The organism is Streptomyces sp. NPDC055099, from assembly GCF_053607685.1.
Genome location: NZ_JBSGUA010000019.1, coordinates 19149 through 32358, shown reverse-complemented (window position 1 = coordinate 32358; position 13210 = coordinate 19149). Strand labels below are relative to the sequence as shown.

At 71.4% G+C, this 13210-nt stretch carries 11 protein-coding genes and 1 riboswitch; of the genes, 1 reads left to right on the top strand and 10 read right to left on the bottom strand.

Annotation, left to right across the window (positions count from 1 at the left end; translation table 11 throughout):
• Positions 1 to 41: 41 nt before the first annotated feature.
• The 10 genes from ACWFRU_RS35270 to ACWFRU_RS35225 form a co-directional block, all read right to left on the bottom strand.
• Positions 42 to 524, bottom strand: a complete 483-nt coding sequence (locus ACWFRU_RS35270) for an FtsB family cell division protein (RefSeq protein WP_453692176.1) — start codon at positions 522 to 524, stop codon at positions 42 to 44.
• A gap of 101 nt (positions 525 to 625) precedes the next feature.
• Positions 626 to 1906 (bottom strand): phosphopyruvate hydratase, encoded by a 1281-nt coding sequence (gene eno, locus ACWFRU_RS35265; RefSeq protein ID WP_453692175.1) that lies wholly within the window; start codon positions 1904 to 1906, stop codon positions 626 to 628.
• A 226-nt stretch (positions 1907 to 2132) separates the two neighbouring features.
• Complete coding sequence (locus ACWFRU_RS35260; RefSeq protein ID WP_453692174.1) at positions 2133 to 2840, bottom strand: transglycosylase family protein; 708 nt, start codon at positions 2838 to 2840, stop codon at positions 2133 to 2135.
• 3 nt (positions 2841 to 2843) lie between these two features.
• Positions 2844 to 3037, bottom strand: a riboswitch (cyclic di-AMP (ydaO/yuaA leader).
• Positions 3038 to 3218: 181 nt separating this feature from the next.
• Complete coding sequence (locus ACWFRU_RS35255) at positions 3219 to 4226, bottom strand: transglycosylase family protein (RefSeq protein WP_453692173.1); 1008 nt, start codon at positions 4224 to 4226, stop codon at positions 3219 to 3221.
• Between the two features lie 163 nt (positions 4227 to 4389).
• Positions 4390 to 5706, bottom strand: a complete 1317-nt coding sequence (locus ACWFRU_RS35250) for a cytochrome P450 family protein (RefSeq protein ID WP_453692172.1) — start codon at positions 5704 to 5706, stop codon at positions 4390 to 4392.
• A 105-nt stretch (positions 5707 to 5811) separates the two neighbouring features.
• A complete protein-coding gene (locus ACWFRU_RS35245; protein WP_453692171.1) occupies positions 5812 to 6822 on the bottom strand; it encodes a nucleoside triphosphate pyrophosphohydrolase in 1011 nt (336 codons plus the stop codon).
• Positions 6823 to 6867: 45 nt separating this feature from the next.
• Complete coding sequence (locus tag ACWFRU_RS35240) at positions 6868 to 7533, bottom strand: SurA N-terminal domain-containing protein (RefSeq protein ID WP_453692170.1); 666 nt, start codon at positions 7531 to 7533, stop codon at positions 6868 to 6870.
• Between the two features lie 181 nt (positions 7534 to 7714).
• Complete coding sequence (locus ACWFRU_RS35235; protein ID WP_453692253.1) at positions 7715 to 9238, bottom strand: protein kinase domain-containing protein; 1524 nt, start codon at positions 9236 to 9238, stop codon at positions 7715 to 7717.
• Positions 9239 to 9297: 59 nt separating this feature from the next.
• Positions 9298 to 9861, bottom strand: coding sequence for a hypothetical protein (locus ACWFRU_RS35230; RefSeq protein WP_453692169.1), 564 nt, complete (start codon positions 9859 to 9861; stop codon positions 9298 to 9300).
• A 194-nt stretch (positions 9862 to 10055) separates the two neighbouring features.
• On the bottom strand, positions 10056 to 12200 hold the full coding sequence (locus tag ACWFRU_RS35225) for an N-6 DNA methylase (RefSeq protein WP_453692168.1): 2145 nt from the start codon (positions 12198 to 12200) through the stop codon (positions 10056 to 10058).
• Positions 12201 to 12427: 227 nt separating this feature from the next.
• Between ACWFRU_RS35225 and ACWFRU_RS35220 the strand changes: the two genes are divergently transcribed.
• Entirely contained in the window at positions 12428 to 13198 is a 771-nt protein-coding gene (locus tag ACWFRU_RS35220; RefSeq protein WP_453692167.1) for a hypothetical protein, read from the top strand.
• The last annotated feature ends 12 nt before the right edge of the window (positions 13199 to 13210 follow it).

Here is a 13210-nt window from a genome sequence, read left to right as displayed (position 1 = left end):
CCGTAGAGGTTCTGTTGAGCCGGACGACGGGTGCGTCGGGCTCAGTCGTCGTCGGCCGGGCGGTCCGCCTTGTCGACGCCGTCCCAGACGTTCGAGTACCAGGGCCTGGCGGCGGCGCCCTGGTCGGTGCGCTGCTTCTTCGCCGCCTCGGGGTCGATCACCGTGTACCCGGTCTCGCCCGGCATCACATAGTGCAGCCGGTCCCGGATGCGCTGCTCCGCGTACGCGTCGTCACGCCAGCGGGCCTTCTCGTCCTTCAGCCTCTCGACGTGCTCGCGGCGCTCGGCCTGCTCCTTGCGCTGGTCGGCGATCTCCGCGCGCTGGGAGACGTACTGCCTTATCGGGTAGGCGAGGGCGACGACCAGCGAGCACAGCACGAGCGCGAGGAGCGCGGCGCGTCCCGTGAGCCGGGAACGGCGCGCCTGGCGCTTGGTCTGGGAGCGGTAGACACGCTCCGCGGTCTGCTCGCCGAGCAGCCGCAGCCTGGTCGCGGTGGAGAACCGGTCGCGGTCCTTCACGGCCATGTGTGCCGCCTCCCCGATACGTACGAACGTCCCCGCACACGGTACGGGACCGAGTACGGGGACGTACGTATCTACTCAGCGGAGCCGGAGCTTGCCGTTGTTCAGCCCTTGAAGCGGGGGAACGCCGAACGACCGGCGTACACCGCGGCGTCGTCCAGGATCTCCTCGATGCGCAGGAGCTGGTTGTACTTGGCGACGCGCTCGGAGCGGGCCGGGGCGCCGGTCTTGATCTGGCCGCAGTTGGTGGCGACGGCGAGGTCGGCGATGGTGACGTCCTCGGTCTCGCCGGAGCGGTGCGACATCATGCACTTGAAGCCGCTGCGCTGCGCCATCTCGACGGCGTCCAGGGTCTCGGTCAGCGAGCCGATCTGGTTGACCTTCACCAGGAGGGCGTTGGCCGACTTCTCCTCGATGCCGCGGGCGAGGCGCTCGGGGTTGGTGACGAACAGGTCGTCGCCGACGAGCTGGACCTTGTCGCCGAGCTTCTCGGTGATGACGTTCCAGCCGGCCCAGTCGTCCTCGAACAGCGGGTCCTCGATGGAGACGAGCGGGTACGAGGCGACGAGCTCCTCGTAGTACTCGGTCATCTCGGCGGCCGAGCGGGACTTGCCCTCGAAGTCGTACGAGCCGTCCTTGTAGAACTCGGACGCGGCGACGTCGAGCGCGAGCGCGATCTGCTCGCCGGGGACGTAGCCGGCCTGCTTGATGGCCTCAAGGATGAGGTCGAGCGCGGCGCGGTTGGAGTCCAGGTTCGGGGCGAAGCCGCCCTCGTCGCCCAGGCCGGTGGACAGGCCCTTGTCCTTCAGGACCTTCTTCAGCGTGTGGTAGACCTCGGTGCCCCAGCGCAGGGCCTCGGAGAACGACTCGGCGCCGATCGGCGCGATCATGAACTCCTGGATGTCGACGTTCGAGTCGGCGTGCGACCCGCCGTTCAGGATGTTCATCATCGGAACGGGCAGCAGGTGCGCGTTCGGGCCGCCGAGGTAGCGGAAGAGCGGGAGGTCGGAGGCCTCCGACGCGGCGTGCGCGACGGCGAGCGAGACGCCGAGGATGGCGTTGGCGCCGAGCGAGCCCTTGTTGTCGGTGGCGTCGAGGTCGAACATCGCCTGGTCGATCAGGCGCTGCTCGGTGGCGTCGTACCCGACGAGCTCCGGGCCGATCTGCTCGATGACGGCGAGGACGGCCTTCTCGACGCCCTTGCCCTGGTAACGGTTGGGGTCACCGTCACGGAGTTCGATGGCCTCGAAAGCACCGGTGGACGCACCGGACGGAACGGCGGCACGACCCGTGCTGCCGTCGTCGAGGCCGACCTCGACCTCGACCGTGGGGTTGCCTCGGGAGTCCAGGATTTCCCGGGCTACGACGACGTCGATGGACGGCACGAGCATCTCCTTCTGGGATGTGACGCGGGTACGCGAGGCGTTGGCCTCGCGGACACGAGCCTAACCGGCTCCCGGACAAGAGCCAGCCGAGCGCCCGTCCTGTGGACAAACCGAGAGCAAAAAGTTTCCGAACGGAACAAACATACCCCGCCCCGGTGCGTACGGGGGATACGCGCACCGGGGCGGGGTGGACCCGAGGGGACGGGGGTGGGGAGGCAGCTACCGCTTAGCTGAGGTGGAGCTGCTGGCCCGGGAAGATCATGTCGGCGTTCTCGATGATGTCGCCGTTGAGCTTGTACACCTTGTGCCAGCCGCCCTTGACGTCCTCCGCCTTGGCGATCTTGGAGAGGGTGTCACCCTTCTTGACCTTGTACTCGCCGTCGCCCTTCTTGACCGTCTGGCCGGTCGGGGTCTCGACGGTCTTCTTGGACTCGGCCTTCGGGGCGGCCTCCGCCTTCGGAGCGGCTTGCTGCGGCTGCTCGGTCTGCGGCGTGGGCTGGCTCTTGGGCTGCTCCTGGGTCTGCTGCGGGGCGCTCTCCTGCGCACCGCCACCCTCGTTGGAGGCGCTCGAGAGGCCGACGCCGCAGCTCGGCCAGGCACCCTTGCCCTGACCCGCGAGGACCTTCTCGCCGATCTCTATCTGCTGGGCCTTGGAGGCCTTGTCGGCGGTGGGCGCGTACTTCGTGCCGCCGTACGCGGCCCAGGTGGACGCCGAGAACTGCAGGCCGCCCGTGTAGCCGTTGCCGGTGTTGATCGACCAGTTGCCGCCCGACTCGCACTGGGCGACGGCGTCCCACTCGGAGTTCGTGGCGGCGGAGGCCTGGCCGGCCGCCATCAGCGGGGCCGCGACCGCGACACCGGTGACGCCGGCGAGCGTGGCGACACGGGTGGCCTTGGACGGGCGGCGGTGCTTGCCCTTGCTGGAAAACAGCATGAGTGATCCCCTCACCGACGCCTGCGAGGTGAGCTGTCGGGTTCGGGCCGATGAAGTTGCCCGGCCGCACTTCCTGAGTGCGACTTAACCCCTAGCCGTTCCCGTCCGTCTCCCCGCCTCGCTCTCGCGAGACGTTCAACGGCCGGGCCCGGCGCAAACCTTGGGTCCCCCGCTCCTGCCTACGGCGCTTACGCGACGACTGTTCCCGAACGGCCGTTGGCAGGACTCGGCGTACCGACCGGCGGGGCCCGCTGTGGCGAGCGGTCACGACCGTAGACATGCGATCGCCCGAATTTCAAAGACGATCAGGGCTTCTGAGACCCATGTCTCACTTGCGCCAATTGGGACATCAAGCGCAAAGCGACTCGCCAACTACCCCTACTTTTCGCCCAAATCGAGGCTCTGACCGGGAAGGATGAGGTCGGGGTCGGAGCCGACCGACTTCTCGTTCTCGGCGTACAGCTCGGTCCACCCGCCCTTCACGTCCAAGTCGTCGGCGATGAGCGAGAGACTGTCCCCGGAACGGACCGTGTACGTCCCGTCGGAGACGTCGTGCTCGCGCTCGTCGCCGCGCGAGGCGTGCCGGCCCGAACCCTCGCGGGCGGAGCCCTCGGACGCCTCGTCGTCGGCGCTGCCGCCGCGGTGACGGCCCTCGCCCTCGCCCGTGGAGGGCGAGGGGGCGGGCGAAGTGGCCTCGTCGCGCCCGGACTTGTCCGGGTCGCCGGACTTGGTCGAGTCACCGGGCCCGGCCGACTCGTCCGAGTCACCCGAGCCGTCCGAGTCACCCGACTTGCCCGACTCGTCGTGATTCTTGTCTCGTGACGCGTCGTCGGCGTCCGGCTTCCCGGACGGCTCGGCGCTGCCCGAGGGGTCGGCCGACTCGCTCGGCGACGCGTCCGGCTCGCCCGACCCGCCGGGCTTCGACGACTCGCCGGAACCGGTCGATTCCGACGGCTCGTCAGAAGGAATGGTCGTGATCGGCGCGCCCGGGTCGACGTCGGCGGCGGCACCGCCCTCGGTGAGACCGGCGATCGGCGCGCAGCTCGGCCAGGCGTCGGGCCCCTGGTCGTCGAGGACCTTCTCGGCCACGGAGATCTGCTGGGACCGGCTCGCCTGGTCGGCGCTCGGCGCGAAGTCGAGGCCGCCGTACTCCTCCCAGGTCTGCTGCGAGAGCTGGAGCCCGCCGTAGTAGCCGTTGCCCGCGTCCGCGCTCCAGGAACCGCCGCTCTCGCACTCCGCGAGCTTGTCCCATGTGGCGGTGTCCGCCGCGCTCGCGCTGGTGGCGCCGAGCAGCGGGATCGCGATGGCCGATCCCGCCACTCCTGCCGCGACGATCAGGGCCGGGGCCTGGCGGGGGCGTCGGTGACGACCATTGCCGGAGAGCATGCGGTTGCCTTTCGCGTGACTGGAGCGACGACTGCGGCACGGGATGCCGAGTCGTCGGTGAACGTAGCGGCAGTCGAACGCTTGTCACAAGTCGATGCAGCGGAGATCACGTGAAAGTCACAGTCTTGACGGTCCGTCAGCTAAACATCGTTTCAGGGGTCGATTATTTGCTCTTCTGTGCGGGTGTGAACTCCACGGGAAGCGTGCGCAGTCCCCGCATGATGAGCCCGCCACGCCATCTCAAATCACCAGGTTCCGCCGCCAGGCGCAGGTCAGGGAGGCGCCGCAGGAGGGTCGCGAGGGCGGCCTGTCCTTCGAGCCTGGCCAGCGGTGCGCCGAGACAGTAATGAATGCCATGGCCGTAGCCGAGGTGCTGGTTGTCGCGGCGGGACAGGTCGAGCGTGTCCGGCCGGTCGAATCGCGCGGGGTCGCGATCGGCGGCGGCGAGGACCACGAGGACGGGGTCGCCGGCGGCGATGTCCTCCCCTCCGACGGTCAGCGGCTCGGTGGCGTACCGCCAGGTGGCGAGTTCGACGGGACCGTCGAAGCGGAGGAGTTCCTCGAGCCCTGTCTCCAGGAGCCCGGTGTCGCCGTTCCCGAGCGATTCCTGGAGCCGCTCACGCTGCTCGGAGTGGGTGAGGAGGGCGTACGTGCCGTTGCCGATGAGATTGACGGTGGTCTCGAACCCGGCGAAGAGAAGGATGAACGCCATCGCGGCGGCCTCGTTCTCGGTGAGGTGCTCGCCGTGGTCGGAGGCGCGGATGAGCCCGGAGATGAGGTCGTCGCCGGGTTCGAGGCGCTTGCGGTGGATCAGCTCGGCGAGGTAGCCGCGCATCTTCTTCACGGACCGGGCGACTCCGCCCCTCGGCCCGCCCCCGTGCCGGATCATCATCCCCGCCCAGTCGCGGAAGTCGTCCTGGTCCTCGCGGGGCACCCCGAGCAGGTCGCAGATCGCGTAGATGGGGAGCGGGAAGGCGAAGTCGTGGATGAGGTCGGCCTCCCCCTTCTCCGCGAACTGGTCGATGAGGTGGTCGGTCAGTTCCTGGACGCGGGGCGCGAACTCGGCGACGCGGCGGGGAGTGAAGGCCTTCGAGACGAGGCGGCGCAGGCGGGTGTGGTCCGGCGGGTCGATGTTGAGCAGATGCGTCATGAGGTTCGCGCTGCGCTCGCCGGGGATGCCGGTCTTGCCCTTCGCGTGCGCGGGCTCGCCGTGATGGGCCGGGTTCTTGCTGAGCCGCTGGTCGGCGAGTGCCTGCTTGGCGTCGCCGTACCGGGTCACCAGCCACGCGTCCACACCACTGGGCAGCCGCGTCTTGCGCACGGGCGCGTGCTCGCGGAGCCAGGCGTAGGCGGGGTAGGGGTCGGTGGCGAACTCCCATGTGAAGAGTTCAGGCCCCTGGGCCTCGGGCACGGGGGTGTGCGCCCCTGCGGGGCAGGCTGCGGGGGTGTCCCCGGCGGGGGCGGGCGGCTGGTCTTGCATGGGACGACGTTATCCGCCGCCGTCATCACCGGCTCCGCCGAGCTCGTCCTCAATCGCCGGACGGGCTGATCAGTCCCTCGCCTCGCTCGGTGGGCGGCCTCTACATCACTCGCCGGACAGGCTGGAACTCCCCTGTGTCCCGGGCCCGCCCTCCGCCGCAAGCACCGCGTCCCGGTAAGCCCGTGCCGCCGCTCGCAGGGCCGCCTCCGGGTCGATTCCCTCCCTCTCCGCGCGCAGCGCCAGCGCCAGGAGTTCGTAGCCGATGCCCTCGCCCGCCGGGACCGGGACCTCCAGGCCCGCCGTCCGTGCCCGGGAGGCCAGCTTGGCCGTGAGGGCCAGGCCCGGCTGGCCGAGGGGGATGCCCTCCGTCAGCGATGAGCGCTGCTTCTCCTCCGCCTTCGTGCGGAGCCAGTGCGCCTTGACGTCCTCGGGGGTGTCCGCCGCGTCGTCGCCGAAGACGTGCGGGTGGCGGTGGATGAGCTTCTCGACGATCGTGCCCGCCACGTCGTCCACGGAGAAGGGGGATTCCTCGTCCTCCTCCGCGATACGGGAGTGGAAGACCACCTGGAGCAGGACGTCGCCGAGTTCCTCGCGCAGCTCGTCCCTGTCGCCCTCCTCGATCGCCTCGACCAGTTCGTACGCCTCCTCGATCGCGTACTTCGCCAGGCCCTTGTGCGTCTGCTGCGACGACCACGGGCACTCGACCCGGATCTGGTCCATGACCTGGACGAGGTCGAGGAGCCGCGCGCCCGGCAGGTCGTACGACGCCGGGAGCAGTTCGAGGTCCGGCATCGCGACGCGGCCCGAGCCCGCGAGCCGCGCGAGGCCGTCCGTCAGGGCGCTGTCGCCCTCGGCCGTGGCGACCACGAGGACCGTACGGCCGCCGGCGCAGGCGTCCACCAGTTCCTGGGCGGTGGGCGCCGCCTGCTCCACGCGCACGCCCGCCTCACGCAGGTACGGCAGTTGGGGGTGCGTGGCGTCGGCGCACAGGACCTCGTCGGCCCCGTGCAGGGCCTGCCACGCCGGCCAGGAGAGCAGGCCGGGGGCCACGCGGTGGCTGGTGGTGAGGAGGATGACGCGGCCGGGGGCGTCGGCCGGAGGCGTGGTTGCGTTCACCCGTCGAACGTAACCCACGCCGTCGGCGGCCCCCGACCGGCGTCCTTACGCCTGCTTGGGGGCCGCGGCGCCGTCCTCGGACACCTCGCGCACCCACGGCGTCTTGCTGTCGGCGCGCTTGCTCTTCTCCACGTCCCACGTGCCGTAGCGCGGGTTCAGGTTCACGTCCAGCTTCTTGGAGGCCTTGGAGAGCTCCTTCCAGAAGATCGCCTGGCCCTCCGGGGCGTTCATGTCCACGCCCAGTTTCCTGGCGAGCTTCTGGGCCTCGATCTCCGTGCGGAGGCTGTTCTCCAGCTGGGACGGGGCGACGCTGTACTGCTGGAGCCAGCCCTGTTCGAGCTGCTTCTTGCCGCCCGCCTGCTGTTCGAGGCCCGCTCTCATCGTCTGGATGTCGCGGCGCGACACGTCCACCCCGGCGTCGACGGCCGCGCGGTGCAGCACCTTGTCGAGGACCATCGTGTGCAGCGTGCTGCGGGTGAGGCCGCCGGACTTGGCGATGGCCTGCTCGTACTGCTGCTCGTCCGGGATCGCGGCGCGCTGTGCGGCGCGCACCTCGTTCACCCGGCCCTCCAGCTGCGAGACCGTGATCCGGTCGTTGCCCACGACGGCCGCGGCGCCCGGATGGGCTTCGGCGCCGCAGGCGGTAAGGAGGGGGGCCGCGGCGATCGCGGCGGCGGAGAGGGTGAGCGCGGTGCGACGGCGGCGGTGCAAGGGAGCCTCCCGGTCGGAGATTGTGCATAAACCTGCGGCGCGCAAGCGCCTCCACCTGGGGTGGTGGTCGGGCGACGGGCGGGCGCACAAAGTCTTGCGGTGATCGATGTTAGGGAAGGGCCGGTCTCTCGGCCACCCATTCGACCAACGATTCGACGCGAGTTGGGGTACGTTCCCGCCTTCAGCCCCGTACTTGTCCCAGCCACTGCAACGTCCGCCGGATCTCCGCCGGGAAGGGGTGGCCCACGCCGTGCATGCGCTCGGCGTCCATGAGCAGCCGGGCCAGCGTGTCGTGGGCCGCCGCGCGGTCGCCGAGGGCGAGGAGCAGGTGGCCGATGCGGCGGCGGATCTCCAGGGGGCGGTCGCGGTCGTCGGAGGCGTAGCGGTTCTCGTAGTAAGGGAGGAGCGCCCTGTACTCCGCGAGGGCCGCCGCCGGTTCGCCCAGTTGCTCCAGGCACTGCGCGGCCTCGTAGCGGAACTGGAGGGAGTGCGGGTCGGCCTGGCCGGACTCGGCGGCGCGCTCGTCGGCGAGGCGGCGCAGTTCGGGCAGGGCGCGGCGGTACTGGCCGTCGTCCATGAGCGTCGCCGCGTACTGCTTGCGCAGGGAGCGGACCACCGGGGAGTGCTCGCCGTGCTTGGCGGCGGCCGCGGGCAGGATCGAACCGAGGATGTCCACGGCCTGGGTGATGCGGCCCTCGCCGAGGAGCCGCTTGACCTCGTCGACCGCGTGCACCACGTCGGTGTGGCTGCCGGGGGTCTGCCGGTGGTCGGTCCGGTCCGGCTGGATGGCGGGGGCGGGCGCCGGTGTCGTCGCGCGGTCGGGCCACGGGGCGTGCGGGCGCAGGAAGGGGCGGGTGGGGTCGAGCGGACCGCCGGTCGGTATGCCGCGCGCGGGGAGCAGCGGGACCAGTTCCTCGTAGACCTCCTGGGCGCTGGCGTGCCGGTGCTGGGGGTCCTTGGCGAGGAGCCGGAGCACCAGGGCTTCGAGGGCCTCGGGGACCTCGGCGCGCAGGCGGCGGACCGGGAGCGGTGGTTCGTAGAGGTGGCGGTGCAGGACGCCGAGCGCGGTGGAACCGGAGAACGGCACGTCCCCGCTGAGGAGTTCGTGCAGCAGGACACCCAGGGCGTACAGATCGGTGTACGGGCCGACCGCGCCTCCCATCGCCTGCTCGGGGGCCATGTACGCGGGGCTGCCGATGGGCGAACCGGTGTGGGTGAGGCGGGTGGTGTCGGTGTCCATGACCGAGGCGATGCCCAGGTCGAGGATGCTGATCGTGCCGTCCTGCTTGACCATCACGTTCCGCGGCTTGAGGTCGCGGTGCACGATCGGCACGGCGTGCACCGCGGAGAGCACGGCGCACACCTGCGCGGCGATGGCGACGGCCCACTGCCACGGGTAGGGGTCGTGCTCGGCGAGGTGGTCGCCGAGGTCCGCCCCGTCCACGTACTGCATGACGAGGTAGAGGTCCTCGCCCTCGGTGCCCGCGTCGTGGACGGTGACGAGGCCCGGGTGGTCGACCTGCGCGGTGACGCGGCACTCGCGCACGAAGCGGCGGCGCAGCTCGTCGGCCTCGGCGCCCGCGACGCGGTCGGGGCGGAGCAGCTTGACCGCGACCCGGCGGTCGAGGCGTTGGTCGTACGCCGTCCAGACCTGGCCCATGCCGCCCTGGCCGATGAGCGTGGAGAGTTCGTAGCGTTCTGCGATGACACGGCCGCCGCGGCCGCCGCGGCCGCCCGCCCCCGGTGACGTCCCCGATGACACGTTCAGTTGCCGCCTTCCTGCTTGCGCAGGTAGTCACTGAGCTCGTCGAGCTCGGCCTGTACTTGGTGGATGCGGGCCGGTGCGGGGCGCGTGGGCGGGGGCGGCGTCTGCTGGACCGGCGGCTGGTGCAGTTGCGTGGGCTGGAGGTGGACGGGGGCGGGTCCCTGCTGCTGCGGGTAGCCGTACGCGGGCTGCGGTCCCGCGTAGCCCGGGTACTGCTGCCGGTAGCGGCTGAAGTGCCTGATGTCCGCGAACAGGTAGTAGGCGACCACGGCGAGGAGCGTGGTCAGGAGGATCACCATGCCCGCGTTGCCCGGTCCCTGGAACTCCTCGTCGCCCGGGTCGACGCCGACGAGCACGAGGGCCGTCACGTCGAGCGCGGTCACGAGACCGAAGAGCACCCAGTCGTACGACTTGCGGGTCACGATCGCGAGCCGCAGCATCGGCGCCCAGGCGAGCAGGCCACAGGTCACGACGGCGAGGACCACGAACAGCACGCGCAGCGTCACGTGGGTGCCGCCGGAGTTCGGCTGCGGTTGCTGCGGCGCATAGCCGTGGCCGTGCATGGCTGCTCCTGGTGCCTGATGCGGCCGTACGTTCCCGAGGGGGAACGCACGGCCGAAAGTCGAAATACGAACTGATGCTGATTCGAGCGTATAGGCCGACACGTGGAAGCGGCCCGGGGTTGTACCGAACCGTTGCGGTACTGGTCACGTCCTGATCGCGGCCCGATCCCGCGCCCGCCCGGAACCCGGTCGACTCATTCCGGCGGAAGCGTGCCGTCCGTCAGTCCGTCGTGCAGTCCCCGCACCAACTGCTCGCCCAGCCTGCCCGCGAGACGCAGGGCGTCCTCGAAGGCGGCGAGTGCGCGGAACCGCTCGCCGTAGCCGCGCTGCCCCTCCAGCGGCAGGCGCGGCAGCCGCAGCCTGCGGACGTCGAGCCTGGCCGCGGTGGAGGCGAAGCTGCTCGCCTGGCGGTTGTTGGCGGTGCCGCGCAGGAAGCCGGCGAGGAACCACGGGTCGAGGGCGGCCGGATCGGGGCGCAGGAGGGTGAGCCCGCGGCCGAGCGCGGCGCCCGCGGTGTTCTCGTCGATGACGCGGGCCGCGGTGCCGCCGCCGGAGACGGGGATGACGACGTCGCCGGGCCGGGTCACCACGGAGTCGGCCGTCGCGTCCACGGCACTCTCCCGTGCCGGATGGGCCTCCGGGTCGAGGGTGCCGGAGGGCTGCGTCCCGGCCAGCACGTCGTGCTCGGTGAGGACGCGCGTGACGCCGGGTGCGGCGGCCCCGGGCCCCGGCCCCATTCCCGTGCGCAGCAACAGGGCGCCCGCGCGCGCCAGTTCGCCCACGGTGGTCACCGGCCAGTGTTCCGTGTCGCCCGGCTTCGGGGGCGGCGGCATGAGGTCTGCCGTGCGCCGCACGGCTTCCCCGAGCCGCTCGCGTACGGCCGTCAGCTCCTCGGTGCCGCCGCCCGCTGCCGGTGGCGGCAGACGGCGGGCCGGGGCCAGGTCGACCTCGTCGTCGAGGAGTTCGAGCACCGGCACGCAGCGGGCGAGGCCGGGCCGCTCGTCGACGGTGCCGTGCCGGTCGAAGCCGCGCCAGACATCCACCACGGCGTCCTGCACCGGACGCCACGCCTGCCGGTCCCTGCCGTCGGCGACGGAGAGCCCCGCCGTCTCGACGAGGAGCAGCTCGGGCGGGGTCTTCGCGCCGGGCACCGGCCTCTTCAGGACCCAGACGTGCAGCGGGATGTTGTACGGGGGCGCGGCGCCCGCGGGCAGCGCGATCACGGCCCGCAGGGCGCCACGGCGCAGGAGGTCGGCGCGCACCCGGCGCCCGGAGCGGCGGGACGCGGCGGCCGGCGGCATCAGGAGCACGGCGGTGCCGCCGTCCCGGAGCCGGGCCACCGCGTGCTGGACCCAGGCGAGTTCGGACTCCGTACGCGCGGGGAAGCCGTACTCCCAGCGGGGGTCGTAGGCGAGTTCGTCGTGCCCCCAGTTGCGTTCGTTGAACGGCGGGTGGCAGAGCACGGCGTCGGCCCGCTCCTCGCCGAAGGCGTCCGCGCGCAGGGTGTCGGCGGTCGCGGCGCGCACGGTGGCGTCGGAGTGCAGGGCGAGGCGCAGCGCGGTGAGGGCGGCGAGTTCGGGGGCGCTGTCCTGTCCGTAGAGGCGCTGGTCCGGGCGGGGGGCGACGGCTCGCAGCAGGGCGCCGGTCCCGCAGGCGGGGTCGAGCACGGTCGGGGCGGGGCCCGCGAGCGCGGCCATCAGGTCGGCGGGACCGGCCGGAGTGAGCGTGTACTGCCGGGGGTTGGCGTCGATGTACCGCCCGATCAGGAACTCGTACGTCTGCCGGGCCCCCAGTTCGGAGGCGAGTTCGGCCGCGCCGCGCAGCAGCGGGACGGAGGGCAGGAGCTGTCCGGCGTCCGGGACGCGCACCGCTGTCCGCCGCGGGCCTGTTCCGGCGGCCGGGGGTTCGCCGAACCGCGGGGTGACGACGCGTTCGAGGGCCGCGGGGAGCAGCCGCGCCATGCGCTCGTCCGACACCGCGCTCACCTTGAGCCAGTCCGGGTGGCGGTCGTGCACGAGGAGCAGGGCGCAGCCCGCGTGGAGGAGTGCGGTGACGGGGCCCGCGGGGTGTCCCGCGAGGTGCTGCCAGACGCGTTCCTTCAGCGGGACCTCGCCGAGTTCGCCGAGCTTGCCCTGGGCGCGCAGCCACGCCTCGACCTCCGCGAGCGCGAAGGAGGGGCTGGTGTCGGTGCCTCCGATGGGCCTGGGGAAGTCGGGGTGGCGGCGGCGCCAGTTGCTGACGGCCGCCCGGCCGACACCGGCGAGCCGGGCGATCCCGGCGGCGGTCACCTCTGTCGCGTTGTCCCGCGCCGATCTGTCCCGCGCCGACTTCTCCCCCACCGACTGGCTCCCCTCGGTCCCGCTGACCCCGCCGCACAGGTGCCCCGGCGCGGCGCTGTGGCGCCGAGCATACCCACCGCACGCCGCACGCCCGCATTCACGCCCGTTAACGAACTGTCCATGTGAACGCGTGTTGACTCGGTTCACAACCTCTGCTGAGATGGCGACAGCAGACAGCACCTCAAGCTCCGAGCTCCAAAGTTCCAAGTTCCTGTGGGGGGATCTTCATGCGACGTACCACTCTTGCCGCTGTATGCCTGGCCACCGCCGCGGCCGTCGGCCTCACGGCCTGCGGCACCGAGACAGGCGGCTCCAAGAAGAACGAGGGGAAGGTCAAGGAAGCCAAGAAGGAAGCCGGCCCCTTCCCCGGCATGTCCGGGCCCGACATCGTCGACAAGGCGGTGAAGGCGACGACCGACGCCTCGTCCCTCAAGGTCAAGGGCAGCGTCCCCGACGAGACCGGCACCATCGAGCTGGACATGGCCTTCGACACCAAGGGGCAGTGCGCGGGCACGATGGGGATGGGCGGGCAGGGTTCGCTCGACCTGATCACGACCGCGCGCACGGTCTACATGAAGTACGACGAGGAGTTCCTGCGCGCCCAGGGCAAGGGCCAGCCCGCGGCGGAGACCGAGGCCGCCGTGGACATGCTCGCGGGCCGGTGGGTGAAGACCTCCGCGACCGGCGCCGAGGCGAAGGACATCGCCTCGTTCTGCGACCTGGACGTGCTGCTCGCCGAGTTCAAGGACGTCAACTCCGCGGCCCGCAGGGGAAAGACGACCACGGTCGACGGCACGCCCGCCCTCACGCTCACCGAGAGCGACGGCAAGGACCGGTACACCCTCTACGTCGCGACGGAGGGCAAGCCGTACCTGCTGAAGGTCGTGAACGAGACCGCCAAGACGCCGGAGACCCTGACGTTCGGCGAGTTCGACAAGCCGGTCGACGCGCAGCCGCCCGCCGGTGACGTCATGGACATCGACAAGCTCGCGGGCTGACCCGCCCGCCCG

Bases quoted from the DNA above. Each gene is read 5' to 3' on its own strand.
- ACWFRU_RS35270 (WP_453692176.1), bottom strand. From the start codon at position 524: ATGGCCGTGAAGGACCGCGACCGGTTCTCCACCGCGACCAGGCTGCGG.
- ACWFRU_RS35260 (WP_453692174.1), bottom strand. From the start codon at position 2,840: ATGCTGTTTTCCAGCAAGGGCAAGCACCGCCGCCCGTCCAAGGCCACC.
- ACWFRU_RS35255 (WP_453692173.1), bottom strand. From the start codon at position 4,226: ATGCTCTCCGGCAATGGTCGTCACCGACGCCCCCGCCAGGCCCCGGCC.
- ACWFRU_RS35250 (WP_453692172.1), bottom strand. From the start codon at position 5,706: ATGCAAGACCAGCCGCCCGCCCCCGCCGGGGACACCCCCGCAGCCTGC.
- ACWFRU_RS35230 (WP_453692169.1), bottom strand. From the start codon at position 9,861: ATGCACGGCCACGGCTATGCGCCGCAGCAACCGCAGCCGAACTCCGGC.
- ACWFRU_RS35220 (WP_453692167.1), top strand. From the start codon at position 12,428: ATGCGACGTACCACTCTTGCCGCTGTATGCCTGGCCACCGCCGCGGCC.